Source organism: Pseudomonas mediterranea CFBP 5447 (genome assembly GCF_000774145.1).
GTDB classification, from domain to species: Bacteria; Pseudomonadota; Gammaproteobacteria; order Pseudomonadales; family Pseudomonadaceae; genus Aquipseudomonas; species Aquipseudomonas mediterranea.
In genome coordinates this window covers 2,756-23,275 of record NZ_KN322987.1, presented here as the reverse complement: position 1 = coordinate 23,275, position 20,520 = coordinate 2,756, and the positions used below count along the sequence as shown (strand labels likewise).

4 protein-coding genes are annotated in these 20,520 nt (G+C 64.3%); 1 reads left to right on the top strand and 3 read right to left on the bottom strand.

Going from position 1 to position 20,520, the window contains the following annotated elements:
- Positions 1 to 264: 264 nt before the first annotated feature.
- Positions 265 to 1,605, top strand: a complete 1,341-nt coding sequence (locus N005_RS20305; RefSeq protein WP_047702822.1) for a diaminobutyrate--2-oxoglutarate transaminase family protein — start codon at positions 265 to 267, stop codon at positions 1,603 to 1,605.
- Positions 1,606 to 1,807: 202 nt separating this feature from the next.
- Here the strand turns inward: N005_RS20305 and N005_RS20300 are convergent, their stop codons facing one another.
- From N005_RS20300 to N005_RS20290, 3 genes are all read right to left on the bottom strand, one after another.
- Complete coding sequence (locus tag N005_RS20300; RefSeq protein WP_047702821.1) at positions 1,808 to 3,769, bottom strand: MacB family efflux pump subunit; 1,962 nt, start codon at positions 3,767 to 3,769, stop codon at positions 1,808 to 1,810.
- 2 nt (positions 3,770 to 3,771) lie between these two features.
- A complete protein-coding gene (gene macA / locus N005_RS20295; RefSeq protein ID WP_047702820.1) occupies positions 3,772 to 4,923 on the bottom strand; it encodes a macrolide transporter subunit MacA in 1,152 nt (383 codons plus the stop codon).
- 78 nt (positions 4,924 to 5,001) lie between these two features.
- Positions 5,002 to 20,520, bottom strand: a 15,519-nt coding sequence (locus N005_RS20290) for a non-ribosomal peptide synthetase (RefSeq protein ID WP_144402737.1), incomplete at its 5' end; no start/stop codon positions are given.

The window sequence follows — 20,520 nt, the reverse complement described above, 5'->3', positions numbered from 1 at the left end:
TTTGATTGGGTTATTTAACCCTGGGGCCGGTTTTGTGTCTGGCGTGGGAAACGGGGACAGGTGCCGGCCGGAAAGCTCGCGATAAATGCAGAGGCCTGCTGAAATGGCCCGGACTTGTGAATACTTCCCCCTGTGGGAGCGAGCCTGCTCGCGATAGCGGTGGTACATGCACCATCGATGCGGCTGCCCTACCGCTATCGCGAGCAGGCTCGCTCCCACAGGGTCCTGCGTCCCTCCCTTTCCATAGCCAACGGATGATCGAACATGGAAGCACTCAGTTACCTCGAAAATATCGAGTCGAATGCGCGAACCTATGCGCAGACTTTCCAACGGCTATTTGTCAGCGGCAAGGGGATGCGGATCAAGGACGCCAGCGGCCAGGAATTTCTCGATTGCCTGTCGAACGCCGGGACCCTGGCCTTGGGGCACAATCCACCGGAAGTCCGCGACGCCGTGATGGCGTTCCTCGCCGGCGATCATCTGCAGCAGGCACTCGACCTGGCGACACCGGCCAAGCATACCTTCGTGCAGGAGCTGTTCTCGATGCTGCCGGCGAACATGCGCGAGACCAGCAAGATCCTGTTCTGCGGGCCCAGCGGCTCGGATGCCGTCGAGGCCGCCATCAAGCTGGCGCGCCACTACACCCGGCGCTCGCCGCTGATGGCTTTTCACGGCGGCTATCACGGAATGACGGCCGGGGCCTTGTCCGCCATGGGCAACCTGTCGCCCAAGAGCGCCGAAGGTCTCATTGCCCAGGGCACACACTTCCTGCCGTTCCCCTATCGCTTCCGCTGCCCGTTCGGCACCGATGGCGAACACACCGATCAGTTGTCCATCGACTACATCCGCACCGTACTGTCGGACCCCGAAGGCGGCGTTGCGAAACCGGCGGCGGTGATTGTCGAGGTGGTGCAAGGCGAAGGCGGCTGTATCCCGGCCTCGGCCAACTGGCTGAGAACCTTGCGGGAGATCACCCTCGAACAGGACATCCTGCTGATCGTCGACGAAGTCCAGACCGGCCTGGGTCGTACCGGCAATACCTTCGCCATCGAGCATGCGGGTATCGTGCCCGACATCCTGGTGCTGTCAAAAGCCATCGGCGGCGGCTACCCCTTGTCGGTCATCGTGTATGCCAGGCATCTGGATACCTGGGGCCGCGGCATGCACGCAGGCACATTCCGCGGCAACCAGATTGCGATGGTGGCGGGTGCCGCAACCATGCGTCAGATCAGGAAAGACCACTTGGTTGCCAATGCCGCCCGGATGGGCAAGCGGCTGGAAAGCGGCCTGCAGCAGATCGCGCAGCGGTTTTCCTTCATCGGCGACATCCGTGGTCGCGGCCTGATGATCGGCGTGGAAATCATCCAACCGACCACCATCCAACGCGCCGGCCAGGCCGACGGCGCCCTGGCACAGGCCATCAAGCTCAAGTGCTTCGACAATGGCTTGATGATAGAGACCGGAGGACGCCACGGCGCGGTGCTCAGGTTCCTGCCACCCCTGACCATCACCGAGGGTGAAGTTGATATGGTCCTCGACCGGTTCGAGCAGTCACTCGGAAAGGTCGTCGAAGCACGCCCCCAGGCGGCACGCGAAACAGTCTGAAAACCACCACTGTGGGAGCGAGCCTGCTCGCGATGGCGTCGGGTCAGTCTGCATCAATGTCGGATGCACCACCGCTATCGCGAGCAGCGAGCATGCTCGCCTGCTCGCGATGGCGCCGGGTCAGTCAGCATCGAAGTTAGGGGCACCACCGCTATCGCGAGCTGGCTCGCTCCCACAGTTGATCTGTGTTGGATTCGATACCTCAATCCCGCGCCAAGGCATTGATCGGGTCAAGCCGCGCCGCGTTGCGTGCGGGTACGAAGCCGAACACGATGCCGATGAGTGTCGAGCAGACCACCGCGGTAATGATCGACCCCATCGAAAACACCATCTGCCATTCCTTGACGAAGATCGAGAAGACGTAGCCGATGCTGAACGACAAGCCGATGCCGATCGTCCCGCCGAGCAGGCAGACCATCACCGCTTCCACCAGGAACTGCTGGCGTATGTCGGACTGCCGTGCCCCCACCGCCATGCGGATGCCGATTTCACGGGTTCGCTCGGTGACCGAGACCAGCATGATGTTCATCACGCCGATGCCACCCACCACCAGTGAGATAACTGCGATGAGCGAGAGCAGCAGCGCCAGCGACTGGCTGGTCTTCTGCACCGTTTGCATCACGCTGTCGAGGTTGTAGGTGAAGAAGTCCTTGGTGCCGTGGCGCTGCGTCAGCAGCTTGACCACGTTGTCTTCCACCAGCTTGCTCGGCTGCCCGTCCTTGATTCGGACTGTGATGCTGTCCAGGAAGCGCTGGCCCAGCAAGCGCCCCGCCGCCGTTTCATAGGGCATCCAGATATTCAGGTTCTTGCTGGTGTTGAACACGCTCTTGCGGTCCTCGGTCACGCCGATGACGGTGCAAGGCAGGTTGTCGACGAGGATCACCTTGCCCAGCGGGTCCGTGTGCGAGCCGAACAGTCGCTGGCTGGTGTTATGGTCGATCACCACCACTTGCGACTGCCGCCTCGAGTCGTCCTTGTTGAAGGCGACGCCCGCGCCGATCTTGATCCCGCGGACCTGGAAGTAACTCTCGCTCACACCGTTGACGGTCGCATTGACGTCGATGTTCTGGTAACGCAACAGCAGGTTGCGCCCCAGGTTCGGGGTGGCGCTGTCGATGTAGTACAGGTCGCTCAGCGCCGTGACGTCGGAGAGCACCAGGGTTTCGATTGCCGTCGAGCGACTGTCGCCCCAGTCGGCCCCGGGCATGATCTCGATGGTATTGCTGCCGATTGCTTCGATGTCTTTCAGGACATATTGCTTGACCCCTTCGCCGATGGCCACGATCGACACCACCGAGGTGATGCCGATGATGATGCCCAGCATTGTCAGCAGCGTTCGCATCCGGTGCGAGATCAGCGCCACCCACGCCATGTTGAACGCTTCGCTGAACAGCCCGAAGCTGGCAAGCAAGCGGTTCGACGACTTGACCTTGGCCGGCGGCGTGCCTTGGGGCGGCTGGTCCTCCATGGACCGCTGCGGATTGGCCCGGTCGCTGACGATCTCGCCGTCGCGGATCTCGATGATGCGTTGGGCGTAGGCCGCCACTTTGTCATCGTGGGTCACGATGATCACCGTGTGCCCCGCCGCGTTGAGCTCCAGCAGGATCTTCATCACTTCCTTGCCGCTGGCGGTGTCCAGTGCCCCGGTGGGTTCGTCGGCGAGGATGATCTCGCCGCCGTTCATCAAGGCCCGGGCGATACTCACCCGCTGTTGCTGCCCGCCGGAAAGCTGGCTGGGTCGATTGGCCAGGTGCCCGGTCAGCCCCAGGCGACCCAGCAGCTCCCCGGCCCGGTTGTGCCGTTGCGACTCGGCGGCACCGGCATAGATGGCCGGCATCTCGACGTTGTGCAGGGCACTCAGGTGGGGCAGCAAGTGATAGCGCTGGAAGATGAAGCCGAAGTGATCGCGACGCAGCTCCGCCAGCTCACGGTCGTTCATCGAGCCGGTTTCGCGCCCATTCACTTTATAGCTGCCGGAACTCGGATGATCGAGGCAGCCGAGCACATTCATCAGGGTGGACTTGCCGGAGCCGGACGCCCCGGTGATCGCCACGATTTCCCCGGCATTGATCGTCAGGTTGATGTCCTTGAGCGCGATGAACGCCTTTTCGCCCGCTTGGAAGCTGCGGGTGATCCCTTCGAGTTCCAACAGTGGTCGCGTCATGGTCAGGCTCCCGCCACGGCTGGGGTAGGCTCACCGATGACGACCTTGTCGCCTTCGGCCAGGCCGTCCTTGATTTCTGCCCTGACGTTGTTGTTGATCCCCGTCTGGACGTTACGCGGCTGGGCCTTGCCTTCGGCGTCCAGTACCCGCACCACGTAGGTGCCATCCTGGTTTCTCGGGCCCAGGGCCGCGACCGGAACCGTCAGCACTGCCTTGGCCTTGTCCAGGACAATGCGGACCTGGGCCGTCATCGAAATGCGCAGGCGGTGATCGGGGTTCGGCACGTCGAACAGGCTGTTGTAGAACACCGCGGTGTTCTGCTTGGGCGTCCCGGCGTTCTGGGTTTCGAGGAAGTTCTGCGGTGCCGGCTCCGTGCCGCGCAGCGTGGCGTAGTAGCGTTTTTCCGCTTCACCGAGAATGGTGAAATACACCTCTTGCCCGGGCACGATGTGAATCACGTCGGCCTCGGACACCTGGGCCTTGACGGTCATGGTGTCCAGATCCGCCAGCTTCAACAGCACGGGTGCCAGTTGCTCGGCGATCACGGTCTGGCCTTCCTGGGTCACGATGCCCACCACGTAGCCGTCGATGGGCGCGACGATGTGGGTGTAGGCCAGGTTGACCCGGGCCGTTTCCACCTGGATCTGCGCGTCCTTGATCTGTGCGTCGAGGGACAGCAGGTTGGCTGCCTCCACCTTGTAGTTCGATTCGGCGGTCTCGTATTCCTGCTTGGAAATCGCGTCGTCCGGTTGCAGCACCTTGTAGCGGTCGTAGGTGGCTTTCGCATCCTTGAGTTGTGCCGCGGTGGCTTGCCGCTTGGCCTTCAGGTTTTCTTCATTGACCTGGGCCTGGCGCAAGGCGTTCTGTGCCAGCAGCGGGTCGATTTCCGCCAGCCACTGGCCCTTCTTCACTTTGTCGCCCAACTTGACCTTGAGCGACTTCAGTTGCCCGGACACCTGGGCCCCGACATCGACCTGCTTGACGCCCTGGAGCGTCCCGGTGGCCAACACCGCGTTCTCGATGTCAGTACGCTCGACCGTGGCGGTCAGGTACTCCGGCGGTTTCCCTGGCGACTGAGCGCTGTAGAAAACCAGGCCGGTGACCACGACCAGGACAAGCACGATAGCGATTTTTCGAAACTTCGACTTTTCCATAAATAACCATGAGTGCGTTGAGTTCAGGCCCGGCCAAGACAGCGCCGGGTTCCATGGGTGCGCCCGAAGGAAGAACGGCTAGACGTAGTCACTGGCCTCCTCCTCATCGAGCATGGGAAGGCCGTCCTGCCACCAGGCAGCCAGGTTATGTACGTGTGGTGCCTTGAGAATCGTGAAGTGGTTGCCCGGACCGTACCAGATACTCAAGTCCGGTACATGCTTGCGCCACCCTTCGATCATTTGCTGTTGCTCGCGCTTGTTGCCGGCGGTATCCAGGGTAGGATCATTCGCCAGCACCAGGCGCACCGGCCCGGTGTATTGATGTTGCGGTTGATAAACCGTGCGCAGGGCCGTACCGAAGGCCCGCGCCGGACCACGCATGGAATCCACCGCCGAACGCTGCGGCAACATGCCGGCGCGGACCATGCCGGCATGCAGCAAGCGCATCTGTGCCGAATCGTCCTGGGCACCGAAGACCGTGGCATCGATACCGAGGGATTTGCCCGAGGCCAGTTGCATTGCCTCGATCAACCGGTGCAACACCCCTGTCCCGGTATAGGGCCTGCCCACCACGCCGTTGCCGCCTGGCGACTCGCTGTCGATCAGCGTCAACGAGGCCACCTTGCGACCACGAGCGTGCAGGCGAGCCGCCATCTCGAAGACAATCCAGCCACCGAAGGAATGCCCCAGCAGATGCACCGGCCCCTCCGGTTGCACCTTGTCGATGGCTTCGAGGTAAGCCTGGGCGGCGGTTTCCACCAGGCTGAAAGGCTCTGTGCTGCCGTCCAGCCCCCGATGCTGCAAGCCATGGATCGGCCAGTCCGGGCCGAAGGCGTCGGTCAGGCCGATGAAACCGGTGACGCTGTCGCCGGCACCCGGTACGCAGAAGATCGGAGCCCGGTCCGCGCGCCCGCCCTGGATCGTCAGCAGCGGCTGGTAACCGCTCTTCGGCGAGGGCGCCGGACGCGATGCGGCGGCGTGGAGTTCAGCACTGATGGCCTGGCCCAACGCCTGGACGTGGGGTGCCTGCATCATGGTCTGGTGGTTGCCCGGAACCTTGACGCAATGCAGCTGCGACGTCGGCAGGACCGCATCCCAGCCCAGGTAGCCGGAGTGTTCGGGAGCATCGTCCTTGCGTTCTTCGGCCACCAGCAGATGCACCGGTACGGAAATCGGATACACCATGTAATGGGCCAGCGCATGACCGTGGGCCACTTCGCGATCGAGGTACTGCCAGAGCTGCTCGGCAGTGTAGACGGCCAGCTCGGCGGGCAGCATCGCCTCATCGCGGCAATGCTGCACCAGGCCTTCGAAATCGAACCGATCCAATTGCCCTTGCAGATCGGTCAGTTTCTCCAGGATCGCTGCAAGGACTGCTTCGCCAGGCAACGCAGCCCTCCAGAACACATCGCAGCGGTCCAGCAGATGCAGCTTGTGCGCTTCGTCCAACGCCCAGCGCGACCGGCCCTGGTCCACCAGCCGAGGCAGGTAGCTGTCGATCAGGCCGACGAACTCGACCTCCTCGTCCAGACCGATCAGCTGGATCGCGGTTTCGTAGGCCAGCACGCCACCGAACGACCAGCCGGCCAGGCGATAAGGCCCCTTGGGTTGTACCGAACGGATGATCCCCACCAGCCGCGAGGCCATGCATTCCATCGTTTGCAATTGCGGCTCGCCCCACTCGACGGCAGGCAGGCCATACACCGGGATATCCGGATCGATGTGCTTGCCCAGCATCGGGAAGTACAGGTCCAGGCCACTGAACTCGTGCACCAGGAACAGCGGGTTCTGCTGGCCGGTGGTGCGCACCGGTACGATGGCCTCCTTGACCTGGACCTCCTCGGTGCGGGCCTGCAGCATCGCTGCCATCGACGCCACGCTTTCGTGCTGGAACAGTTCGGCCAACGAGACGGTCAGGTTGGCCTGTGCCAGCAACCCGACCAGCCGGATCGCCAGCAATGAATGACCGCCCAGCTCGAAGAAGTTGTCGTGACGACCGACCTGCTCCAGCTTCAGGACGTCGGCCCACAAGCCTGCCAGCGTGACTTCCAGATCACCTTGCGGAGCCTCGTAGCCCTGACTCCCATAAGCGTGCATTTCCGGTACCGGCAACGCCCCGACATTGACCTTGCCGTTCAGCGTCAGCGGCAACGAGGTCAATCTCACATAGGCCGCCGGGATCATGTATTCCGGCAGCACGGCGCGCAGTTGGGCACGCAGGGCATCCGCATCGAAGGCCTCACCGTTCTCGTGCCCGGTGTAATACGCGATCAGACGCTTGTCGCCCGGGCTGTCTTCACGCGCTATCACCAGGGCCTCGCGCACCCCGTGGCACTCGTGCAGACGGGCCTCGATCTCACCAAGTTCAATACGGAAACCACGTATCTTGACCTGCCCGTCATTGCGATCCAGGTATTCGATGGTGCCGTCGGGCAGCCAGCGGCCGATATCGCCACTGCGGTACAGGCGCGCGGTGCCCGTATCGCTGAACGGATCGGCGATGAAGCGCTCCTCGGTCAGGTCCGGCCGATTCAGGTAACCGAGGGCGACCCCGGCACCACCGATATGGATTTCCCCTGCGACACCCACAGGCACCGGTTGGCGCGCGGCATCGAGGATATACACCCGGGTGTTGGCGATAGGACGGCCGATCGGAACACTCGTTGCGCCATGCGGTACGGCAGTGACCGCATGGGTCGTCGCAAAGGTGGTGGTCTCGGTGGGACCGTAGCAATTCACCAGCCGCAGCGAAGGAGCATGGGCCAACAGCCGCCGGAAGGAAGCCGGATCACCGCGCTCGCCACCGGACAGCAGGATCCGCAGGCCTGCCAGGGCATCCGGGATCAACAGCTGGTATTGATTGAACATGCCGGTGGTGAGGAACAGCACCGACACCTCGGCCTCTGCCAGCACCTGGGCGAATTGCGTCGGGCTGAGCAACGTTTCGTGATCGACGATCACAACGCGCCCGCCGTTGAGCAACGCCCCCCACACTTCCATCGTACTGGCGTCGAACGCCGGGTTCGAGGCGAACGCCACGCGATCCTGTACACCGAAATCCGCGTAACCGTTGTTGATCGCCAAGCGGCCTATGGCCTGGTGCGGCACGATCACCCCTTTCGGGTGGCCGGTGGAGCCTGAGGTGTACATGATGTACGCCGGTGTATCGCTGCTCTGGCCGGGGAACACCGCCGGCCGTGCAGCCTGGATCGACTGCAGCCTGTCCAGGTCCACTCGCGGCATGTCTTCCGGCACGGCCTTGTCACTGGTCGTCAGCACCAGCACCGCGGCACTGTCTTGCAACATGAAGCGCTGCCGCTCCTCGGGCGCATGGTGGTCCAGCGGTACGTAGACGGCGGCGCACTTGAGGATCGCCAGTTCGCTGATGATGAGCTCGAACGAACGGTCCAGCATGATCGCGACCCGCGCCCCTGGCTGGACGCCGCGTTCCAGCAGGCAATGCGCCAGGTGACTGGCTCGCTCGTGCAACGCCCGGTAGGTGAGCCGCTGCGCCCCATGCTGGAGTGCAATCCCGTCGGGCCGGGCCCGGACCTGGGCTTCGAACAGGCCGTGGACCGTCTCTTCGCGGGGATAGACCGAGTCGGTCGCATTGAAGTCGACCAGCAGTTGCCGGCGCTCCGCCGCCGGCAATATCGCCAGCTCACGCAAAGGTGCCTCGGGGGTGCGCTCAAGCGCATCGACCAGGCTTTCCAGGGCCGTGTGCATGTAGCCGCAGATGCGTTCCGCCCCGATGCGCGACTCCGCCAGGGTGGTCAGCACGAAGGCTTCGCCGAGATCGTCGACGTTCAGCGACAGTGGATAGTTGCTCCACTCCTCACCGCCGAGCCCCTCGATCCCGTTCCAGGCCGACTGGGCCTCCTGGGTGACCTGCGTTGCAGTGTGCCGGTAGTTCAGCAGCGCACTGAACAACGGCGTCGACGTGGCGATACCGCTGCAACGCTGTGCCAGTGCCAACGACGCATGTTCGTGTCCCAGCAGCGCGGTGAGACGTGCATGCGTCGCCTTGACGCCTGCCCGGGTCCCGTCGACGCCGATGTCGACCCGCAGCGGCAAGGTGTTGATGAACAACCCCAGCGCCCGATCGGCGCCCTCACCGCCCTGCATACGGCCCATCAGCACGGTACCGAACACCACGTCTTCGCGTCCGGACACAGCGCCCACCACCCGCGCCCAGGCCAGGTGATGCAGGCTCGCGGCGCTGACCCCAAGCAGACGCGATTGGGTCCGCAGACGATGACTCAAGCTGTCGTCCACGCTCAATCGGGCCTGCTCGATGACATGGCTGTCGCCCTGCACGTCCTGCAGGCCGAATGGCAGGGTCGGCTCCTGGATATCCTCGAGCATGTCCCTGAAGAATGCCTCGTGGGCGCTTTGCGTCACGCCAAGCCGGGCCTGGGCCACGTAGTTGCGATACGGCACGGCATCGCCCAACTGCGCCTGCTGCCCGAGCAGGTACGCTTGCATATCGTGCTGGATCACCTCCAATGCGGTGTGATCGAGTGCAATGTGATGGAACAGCAGCAGCGCCACCCAGCGCTGGTGCTCGTCGTCATAGGCACAGGCAAGCTGCATCATGGGCGCCTGGCGCACATCGAGCCGATAGTGCCGAGGGTCGAAACGCTCACGCAGCTGAGCCATCGCGTCCTGGCCCGGTTCGACCATACAGGTCTGCACCGCCAAGGGAGCTTTCCGCAGCACCACCTGCACCGGCTCGCCCAGGCCCTCCCAAAGCACGGCCGTGCGCAGGATATCGTGGCGATCGATCACGCCTTGCAGTGCGTTCACGAACGCATCCAACCGGGCACGGTCCTTGAGGTTGAACATGGCCTGCTGCACATAGAGATCGCCCTGCGGCGACACCAGGTGGTGGTACAGGATCCCCTCCTGCAACGGCGCCAGGGCATAGATGTCCTGGACATTGCTCACGCCACCGGGCACGCCGGCGACGATGGCGTCGATTTCCTGCTGGGTCAGGTCGGCAAGCGGCAACATCTGCGGGGTGATTCGCTTACAACCCGGCACGATGCCGTTGTCCGGCACCACGATCTCCGTCGCGCCACCCACGGCTGCCGCCAACGCGGCCAGGGTCGGTTGGCCGAACAGCACTCGCACGTCGGCGCTCAAGCCGGCCTGGCGCATGCGCTCGACCAGCGTGACGGCCAACAACGAGTGCCCACCCAACTCGAAGAAGTGGTCATGACGCCCGACCTTTTCGACCTTGAGCAGCTCGGCCCACAGCTGTGCCAGCGTCGTTTCCACAGCGCCCTGCGGCGCTTCGTACTCACGGGTGATCACCGACGACAGGTCCGGCGCCGGCAACGCCTTGCGATTCAGCTTGCCGTTGGGGGTCAGCGGCAGTGCCTCAAGCTGCACATAAGCCGCCGGTACCATGTATTCCGGCAGTTGCGCTTGCAGTTGAGTCCGCAAGCTTTCGATCTCGACACGGTGCTCGTCACCGTGCACAGTGAAATACGCCACCAGGCGCTTGGCCCCCGGCACGTCTTCGCGAGCCAGCACCACGGCTTCCTTGATCGCCCCGTGCTGGGCAAGCTTGGCCTCGATCTCGCCGAGTTCGATACGGAATCCGCGGATCTTCACCTGATCGTCATTACGCCCCAGGTAGTCGATATTGCCGTCCGCCAGGTAGCGACCCAGGTCGCCGGTGCGGTACATCCGGGCATTCGGCCGGTCACTGAACGGGTCGACGAGGAAACGCTCCGCCGTCAGTTCCGGACGGTGCAGATAACCCCGCGCCACCTGGACGCCACCAATGTAGATCTCCCCGGCCACGCCCAGGGGCACCGGTTGCTGATGGGCGTCGAGCAGGTAGATCCGGGTGTTGGCGATCGGCTTGCCGATCGGCGTGCTGTCCGGTGTCTCGGCCCCCGTGCAGTCCCAGGCGGTGACGTCCACGGCCGCTTCGGTCGGGCCGTACAGGTTGTGCAACGCAGTCCCTGGCAATTGCGCCTTGAAACGCCGCACCAGATGGCCCGGCAAGGCTTCGCCGCTGCACATCACCTGGCGCAGCCCCTCGCACTCGCCAGCCTCACCATGGGCGAGGAACACGTCCAGCATCGACGGGACGAAGTGCAGCGTGGTGATGCCGTGTCGCTGGATCGCTTCGCGCAGGTACGCCGGATCGCGATGGCCGCCCGGACGGGCCATCACCAGCCGCGCACCGGTGAACAGCGGCCAGAAGAACTCCCACACCGAGACGTCGAAGCTGAACGGGGTCTTCTGCAGCACCGCATCCGCAGCGCTCAGCGTGTAGGCGTCCTGCATCCACAGCAGGCGGTTGACCACCGCGCCATGCTCGTTCATCACGCCCTTGGGCAGACCGGTGGAACCCGAGGTGTAGATGACGTAGGCCAAATGGCTGGCATGCAGGCCCGAAACCTGCGGATTGCCGGTCGATTGCGTGGCGAAGTCTTCGTCTTCGAGCACCATCACCCTGGCAGCGGTCGCCGGCAAACTCGCCTGCAAGGCGCGTTGGGTCAACACCACGGCCGGGGCGCTGTTTTCCAGCATGTAGGCCAAACGGTCGGCCGGGTAATCCGGGTCGAGCGGCACGTAGGCGGCGCCCGACTTCAGAATGCCCAGCAGCGCTGCGACCATGTCCGTGCTGCGGTCCATGCAAATCGCCACGCGGTCATCCGGGCGAATGCCCAGTTCCAGCAAGCGATGGGCAATCTGGTTAGCGCGCTGGTTCAGCTGGGCGTAGCCCAGTTGCTGCTCTTCGAACACCACGGCGACGGCATCCGGACAGGTCGTGACCCGTGCCTCGAACAGGCCATGCAGGGTCAGGCCTTGCGGATAGTCGACGGCTGTAGCATTGAACGCTTCCAGCAGGTGCTGGCGCTCAGCGTCCTCCAACAGCGGGATCTGCACCACCAGGGCCTGCTCATCGGCAACCATGGCGCGCAAGATGCATTCGAGGTAACCGAGGTAGCGCTCCATCGTGGCCTGGTCGAACAGCGCCGTGGCGTACTCCAGCGAACCGAACAGGCGCCCTTCGATCAGGGCCATGTCCAGCAACACATCGAACTTGGCGGTGCGGCTGGTCACCCCCAGCCCTTGCAGTGACAGGTCGGACAATTCCATGCCGCCGGTTTCGCTGTTCTGCCACGACAGCATGGCCTGGAACACCGGGCTGTGGGACAGGCTGCGCAATGGCCGGACCACTTCCACCACCTGTTCGAACGGCAGATCCTGATGCGCCTGGGCGCCCAGGGTCTGGGCCTTGACCCGTTGCAACAAGGTCTCGACGGTCAGCTCGGACGAAACCTCGACGCGCACCGCCAGGGTGTTGACGAACAAGCCGATCAGGTCTTCGACCTCCGCCTGCATGCGGTTCGCCGTCGGAGTGCCGATGACGACATCATCCTGCCCGGACATCCGGCTCAGCAGCGCGGCCCAAGCGGCCATCACCGTCATGAACAACGTGGCGCCATGGCGCTGGCTCAAAGCCTTGAGGCCTTCGGTCAGCGCTTCATCGAAGGCAATCCCCACCGCATGACCGGAATGATCCTGCTGGGCCGGCCGTGGCCGGTCCGTCGGCAAGGTCAGCAATGCCGGCGCGCCAACCAGGGTGTCCTGCCAGTAACGTTCCTGGCGGCTCAACACCTCGCCGGTGAGCCAGCGCCGCTGCCAGATGGCGTAGTCGGCGTATTGCACCGGCAAGGCCGGCAGCGGATCGTCCTGGCCTTGGCTGAATGCCGCGTACAGCACGCCCAGCTCACGGGTCAGGACATCGGCGGACCAGCCGTCCGAGACGATGTGGTGCAAGGTCACCAGCAACACATGGTCAGCATCGCCCATGCGCACCAGGCGACCGCGGGCCAGCGGGCCACGGCTCAGGTCGAAGGCCTGCCGCGCCTCCTCCCCGGCCATGCGCGACAGCTCGGCCTCGGCATCCGGGTGGGCGGACAGGTCATGCCGTTGCAAGGCGAAACCGATGTCGGCCGGAGCAATGCGTTGCTCCACTTCCTGGCCCTGGACAAAGGTCGTGCGCAAGGCTTCGTGGCGGGCGACGATGCGGTCCAGGGCACGACCCAGGGCGGCGGTGTCCAGCGCACCGCGCAGACGCAGGCCGGTGGGGATGTGATACGCCGCGCTGGCGTTGTCCAGCTGCGCGAGGAACCACAGGCGTTGCTGGGCAAACGACAATGGCAGTGCCTGCTCACGGGACACCGGCACGATGTCCGGCCGCGAGCTGCGTGCCGCTCGGGCCAGAACCTGGGCCAAGGCGCTCAGCTCGGGTTGGGCAAACACCTCGTTCAGGCTCAGCTCCACCCCCAATTGCTCGCGCACCTGGGCAATCAAGCGCATCACCAGCAACGAATGCCCGCCCAGCTCGAAGAAGTGGTCGTGACGCCCCACCGTTTCGACGTTGAGCATGCCCTGCCAGATCCGCGCCAGGGCGATTTCCGTGGCGCCTTGCGGCGCTACATGCTCGCGACTGGCGAACGCGTCGGCATCCGGCGCCGGCAGTGCCTGGCGGTCGAGCTTGCGGTTCGGCGTCAGCGGCAGCGCGACCAGGCTGACGAACGCACTCGGCACCATGTACTCGGCCAGCAGCGTCGACAGCTCCGAGCGCAAGGCAGCTGCGCTCAGGGTGATACCGCCCTGCGGCACGACATAGGCCACCAGGCGCTTGTCCCCCGGTGTGTCCTCGCGCACGATCACCGCCGCTTCCTTGACCCCGGCGCAGTGGCTGAGCCTGGTTTCGATTTCACCCAGCTCGATACGGAACCCCCGGACCTTGACCTGGAAGTCATTGCGCCCCAGGTATTCGATGCGTCCGTCCGGACGATAGCGGGCCAGGTCGCCAGTCTTGTACATGCGGGCGTCGGGCTGCTCACTGAATGGATCGACGAGGAAGCGTTCGGCATTGATCGCTTCGAGGTTCAGGTAACCCCGGGCCACGCCGTCGCCACCGATGTAGATCTCTCCCGCCACTCCGAACGGCACCGGCTGGCGGTGCCCGTCGAGCAGGTAGATACGGGTGTTGGCCATCGGCGTGCCGATGGTGGCGTTGCCGGCCGCGCCGTCGGCGTCGTAGTGCATGTAGGCGGCGGTGCACGACACGGTCGCCTCGGTCGGGCCATAGGTGTTGATCAGTCGGGTATGGGCCGGGCGCACCGCGTCCCACATCTGCAGTTTCTGCATCGACAGGGCGTCACCGGTGACGTTGACCAGGCGCACGTCGCGCAGATGATCGCGGGCCTGTGCCGGCGTGCTGTGCCATTCAGCCGCCAGGGAATGCCAATGCGCAGCGGTCAGGTGCACGAAGGTCGGCCGGATCCCGGCGTCCTGCTGCAACTCGACGCTGCCGAACAACTGTCGGGTCGGCGCCAGGGTGGCACCGGCGACCAGCGCCGGGAAAATCTCTTCCACCGACAGGTCGAAGTTCAACGTGTTCTGCTGCAGCACCGTGTCGGCCGGCGTCAGCTCGAACAGGCGCGCGGCGTCCACGCAGTAATTGACCAGGCCACGGTGTTCGATCATCACGCCCTTGGGCGCGCCGGTCGAACCCGAGGTGTAGATCACGTAGGCCAGGTGACGCACGCCAAGGCTCGCCACCACCGGGTTGTCTTCGCGGCCTGTGGCAATGCCGCTGCGCACCCGTTCGACGTAGTCGAGCAGCACCACCGGCGTAGCCAGTGGCGGCAAGCGGTCTTGCAGTGCGCGTTGGGTCAGCAGCGCTACCGGGGCACTGTCGGCAATCATGTAAGCCAATCGTTCGGCCGGATACGCCGGATCCAGCGGCACGTAACCGCCGCCAGCCTTGAGTACCGCCAACAGGCCCACCAGCATTTCGGCGCTGCGCTCGACACAGATCGCCACGCGGTCGTCCGGACGGATGCCCAGCCCGATCAGGTGATGGGCCAACTGGTTGGCCTGGCGATTCAGTTCGGCGTAGCTCAGCCGCTCGCCTTCGAACACCACGGCAATGGCCTGCGGCCGGGTCGCGACCTGGGCCTCGAAGAGTTGATGGATTGTCTGTCCACGGGGGTACGGTGCCTGGTTCGCGTTGAGCCCGACCAGCAAATGCTGGCGTTCGGTGTCGTCCACCAGCGCGATCTGCTCGATCAGGGTCTGGTCACTTGCCACCATGGCACGCACCACCCGCTCGAAATAACCGAGGTAACGCTGCACCGTGGCCTCGTCGAACAAGGCCGTGGCGTATTCCAGGGCGCCGAAGATCTGCCCCTGGGCCTCGCCAAGTTCCAGGGACAGGTCGAACTTGGCGATATTGCTTGCCACACCAAGGCTTTCGAGCTTGAGGTCGCCCAGCGCCAGTTCGTTGTTGTCCAGGGTCTGCCAGGACAACATGGCTTGGAACAGCGGGCTGTGGGACAGGCTGCGTACCGGGTTGAGTACTTCCACCACCTGCTCGAACGGCAGGTCCTGATGCGCCTGGGCGCCCAGGGTCTGGTTCCTGACCCGCGCCAGCAAGGCCTCGACCGTCGGTGCGCCCGAAACGTCGATACGCACAGCCAGGGTGTTGACGAAGAAACCGATCAACCCTTCGACTTCCGAACGCGTGCGGTTGGCCACCGGCGAACCGATCACCACATCGTCCTGCCCGCAGAGGCGACTCAACAACGCCGCCCAAGCTGCCATCAACGTCATGTACAGGGTGACGCCATGACGCTGGCTCAAGGCTTTGAGATTGGCCGTCAGCTCGGCGTCGAACGCCAGGGGCAGCGCCGCCCCGCTGTAGTCCTGCTGCGCCGGGCGCGCCCGGTCCGTCGGCAGCATCAACAGCGCCGGCGCATCGGCCAGGGTTTGCCGCCAGTAGCTGCTCTGGGCCTGCAACACTTCGCCGCTCAGCCAGCGGCGTTGCCACAGGGCGTAGTCGCCGTATTGCACGGCCAGCGCCGGCAGCGGATCGTCCAGCTCATGCCGGAACGCTTCGTAGAGCGCCACCAGTTCCTTGACCAGCACACCCATGGACCAGGCATCCGAAACGATGTGGTGCATGGTCACCAGCAGCACATGGTCCTCATCACCCAGGCGGATCAACCGGCCACGGATCAGCGGGCCGTGTTCCAGGTCGAAGGCGTCGACGGCTTCCCGCGCCGCCAAGGCATGCACTTCGGCTTCGGCATCGATCCGCTCGGAAAAGTCATGCTGCAGCAAGGCAAAGCCGCTATCGGCCGCGGCGATACACTGCCGGGGCTCCTCGCCCTGGGCCTGTACGAAAGTCGTGCGCAGCGCCTCATGACGGGCAACGATGCGATCAAGCGCCCGTTGCAGGGCGACGCGGTCCAGCGTGCCGCGCAGACGCAGGCCGGCCGGCATGTGGTAGGCCGAACTGGCCCCTTCCATCTGCGCCAGGAACCACAGGCGCTGTTGGGCGAACGACAGTGGCAAGGGTTCGTCGCGGGAGACCCTGACGATCTCCGGCAATGTGCTGCGCCCGGCCTCGGACACGGCCTGCGCCAGGTCCATGAGTGCGGGATGGGCGAACAGCGCAGTCAGGCTCAGTTCCACACCCAGGCGCAAACGGACCTGGGAGATCAGTTGCATCGCCAGTAACGAATGGCCCCCCAGCTCGAAGAACTGGTCGTGACGACCGACCTGTTGCAGGCCCAGCAGGTCCTGCCAGATCTGCGCCAGGGTGGTTTCAACTTCGCCTTGTGGGGCTTCGTAGCCACGGGTGATGACCGACTCCAGGTCCGGGGCCGGCAGGGCTTTGCGGTCGAGTTTGCCGTTGGGCGTCAGCGGCAGTGCGTCGAGATGTACGTAGGCCACAGGGACCATGTACTCCGGCAACCGCGCTTGCAGGTGGCTGCGCAGGGTTTCAATGTCCACCGCTTCGGATTGGGTGAAGTAAGCCACCAGGCGCTTGTCGCCGGGCACGTCTTCGCGGGCCAGCACCACCGCTTCCTTCACCGCGTCGTGCTGGGCGAGCTTGGCTTCGATCTCGCCCAGTTCGATGCGGAAACCACGGATCTTCACCTGGTCGTCGTTACGGCCGAGGTATTCGATGTTGCCGTCCGGCAGGTAGCGGCCCAAGTCGCCGGTCTTGTACATCCGGGCGTTTGCGATGTTGCTGAATGGGTCGTTAAGGAAACGCTCAGCGGTCAGGTCATCGCGATTGAGATAACCACGGGCAACACCGGCACCACCGATGTAGATTTCCCCTGGGACACCCAATGGCACCGGCTGCTTATGTTCATCCAGCAGATAGAACTGGGTGTTGGCGACCGGTTTGCCGATATGGGCGGCAAATCCGTCTTCCCGGGCCATCGAGACCCAACTCGAATAAGTCGTGGTTTCCGACGGACCATAGAGGTTGCACAGGCGCTTGACCGAAGTTTGCTCGAACAACGCCTCCACCAGACTGCGCTTGAGGGCTTCACCGGCCACGTTGACCGTGTCCACGCCCTCGCCCAGTCCACCGGCTTCCAGCAACGCCTTGAGCGCTGACGGCACGGTGTTGATCAAGGTGATGTCGTGCTCGCCGTGTTGCAGTTCCAGCACATTAGTGACGACTTCGATGCTGCCGCCGCTGGTCAGCGGTGCAAAGCACTCATAAACCGCCAAGTCGAAGTTCAGCGAGGTCGAGAACAGCGTCTTCGACAAGGTTTGCGCATCGAACGAACGATGGGCCCAGGTCAGGAAATTCACCGTGTTGCGGTGTTCGATCATCACGCCTTTCGGCAACCCGGTCGAACCGGAGGTGTAGATCACGTAGGCCAGATGGGACGAAGTCAGCCCCGGGACCAACGGATTCGGCGCTGCCTCGTCCTGCCAGACACCCCTGTCGAGGTCGATCACCGGGACCGTCGTCTCACCCAGCAAGCCTCGCGTGGCCGCCTGCACCAGGATCGCCGCCGGGGCGCTGTCTTCGAGCATGTAGGCAATCCGATCCGCCGGATAGGCCGGATCCAGCGGTACATAACCGCCACCCGCCTTGAGGATCGCCAGCAAGCCCACCACCATATCGATGCCGCGCTCGACGCAGATCGCCACCCGCGAGTCCGGCTGCACACCCTGCTTGCGCAGGTAATGGGCCAACCGGTTGGCGAGCCCATTGAGCTCGCGATAGTTGAGCTGCTGCCGACCATGACGCACCGCCAGCGCATCCGGCGTGCGCCGCACCTGCTCCTCGAACAGCCCATGAATGGTCTGCTCCAGCGGGTACTCGGCATCGGTGGCATTGAAGGCCACCAGCAATTGCTCGCGTTCGTCGGCAGGTACAATCGACAACTCGCGCAATGGCGCGTCAGGTGCATGCTCCAGCGCCTGCACCAGGCTTTCCAGCGCCATATGCATATAGCCGCAGACACGTTGCGCACCCACTTCGGCCACCGCCTGGGCCGTCAGCAGGAAACCTTCGCCGAGGTCGTCGACGTTCAGGCACAACGGATAATTGGTCCGCTCCTCCATGCCCAGGGTATGAATTCCGTGCCAGGCCGAGATGGCCTGCTCGGATGCGGCTTCGCCAGCACTGTGCCGATAGTTCAACAACGTGCTGAACAGCGGCAGCGAGGCCGGTACGCCGCTGCAGCGCTGGGCCAATGCCAGGGAAGCGTGTTCATGCCCCAACAATCCGCTCAATCGGGCGTGGGTGGCCTTCACGGCTGTACGGACACCGGTGTGCCCCACACTCACCCGCAGCGGCAACGTGTTGATGAACATCCCCAATGCGCGATCGGCACCGTCGCCGCCCTGCATCCGGCCCATCAGTACGGTGCCGAACACCACTTCCTCCCGCCCCGAGACACGCCCGACCACTTGGGCCCAGGCCAGGTGGACCAGGCTCGCCGCGCTCACGCCGAGCTGACGGGCCTGCGTCCGCAAGCGCTGGGCCAATGGCGCATCCACGCCTTGTTGCACTTCTTCGATGCCGCTGCCATCGCCTTGCACATTCAGCAGACCGAACGGCAGCGTCGGTTCGTCGATATCGCCCATCATGTCGCGGAAGAACGCTTCGTGCTGTTCGCGACTCACGCCCAACCGGGCCTGGGCGACATGGTTGCGGTACGGCACAGCCGGTGCGAGCAGCTCCGCCTGGTCCAGCAGGCTGGCCTGCATTTCATGCACCACCACCTCAAGGGCGGTGTGGTCCAGCGCCACGTGATGGAACAGCAGCATGCCGACCCAGCGCTGATTGGCCAGGTCCTGGGCATAGGCCAGCCGCATCAGCGGTGCCTGGGCAATGTCGAGCCGGTAGTGACGCGGGTCGAAACGTTCGTGCAACTGTTGCACTGCGTCGCCTGCCGCCGGATCCAGCGCGATTTCTTCAAGGGCCAGCGTCGCATGGCGCCAGACCACTTGCACCGGTGACTCCAGGCCCTGCCAGGCCATGCTGGTGCGCAGGATATCGTTACGCGACACCACGCTCTGCAAGGCCTGAGCAAAGGCTTGCAGGCGCTCGCGGCTGTCAAAGCCGAACATCACCTGCAACACGTAGGGATCGCCCTGCTCCGCCGCCAGGTGATGGTAGAGAATGCCTTCCTGCTGCACGTTGGCAACGCCGCCAGGCACGCCGGCGACGATGCGGTCGATGGCCTCCTGGTCCAGATCGGCCAGGGGCAGCATGTCCGGGGTGATGCGCGTGCAGCCGGCGGGAATGAGGTTGGCCGGCACCACGACTTCCGTGTGTCCACCGACCGCAGCGGCCAGCGCGGCCAGGGTCGGCTGGCCGAACAGCACGCGCACATCGGCGCTCAGGTCCACCTGGCGCATGCGCTCGATCAACTTCACCGCCAGTAGCGAATGGCCGCCCAGTTCGAAGAAATTGTCGTGGCGCCCCACTTGTTCGAGCTTGAGCAAGTCCTGCCAGATCCGGGCAATGGCGTTTTCCACGTCCCCTTGGGGAGCTTCGTATTCACGGCTGATCACCGCCGACTGATCCGGTGCCGGCAACGCCTTGCGGTCCAGCTTGCCGTTGGTGGTCAGCGGGAAGGCTTCGAGCATCACGAAGGCGCTCGGCACCATGTAGTCGGCCAGCGAGCCCAGCAACTGCGTGCGCAGCTCGGCAGCCGCTGGCTGCGTATCTTCCTTGGCGATGACATAGGCCACCAGGCGCTTGTCGCCCGGCTCGTCCTCGCGGGCGATGACCACCGCCTCGCTGACCCCTTCGCAAGCCGCCAACGCCGCCTCGATCTCGCCCAGTTCGATACGGAAGCCGCGGATCTTCACCTGGTCGTCGTTGCGCCCCAGGTATTCGATGCTGCCGTCCGCCAGCCAGCGACCGAGGTCGCCAGTCTTGTACATGCGGGCGTTCGGCTCATCGCTGAACGGGTTCCTCAGGAAACGCTCGGCGGTCAGTTCGTCGCGGTTCAGATAGCCCCGGCTGACGCCCGCGCCACCGACGTACATCTCACCCACCACGCCGACCGGTACCGGTTCGCGTTGAGCATCGAGCACGTACAGTTGCAGGTCGGGAATACGCCCGCCAATCGGGCTGACGCCGACCAACTGCGCATCCGCCGCACACAGTGCACGGTAGGTCACGTGCACGGTGGTTTCGGTGATGCCGTACATGTTCACCAGTTGCGTACCGGCATTGATTGCCCGGGCGTACCACGGCTTGAGGATGCCGGTTTCCAGCGCCTC

Bases quoted from the DNA above. Each gene is read 5' to 3' on its own strand.
- macA (WP_047702820.1), bottom strand. From the start codon at position 4,923: ATGGAAAAGTCGAAGTTTCGAAAAATCGCTATCGTGCTTGTCCTGGTC.
- N005_RS20305 (WP_047702822.1), top strand. From the start codon at position 265: ATGGAAGCACTCAGTTACCTCGAAAATATCGAGTCGAATGCGCGAACC.
- N005_RS20300 (WP_047702821.1), bottom strand. From the start codon at position 3,769: ATGACGCGACCACTGTTGGAACTCGAAGGGATCACCCGCAGCTTCCAA.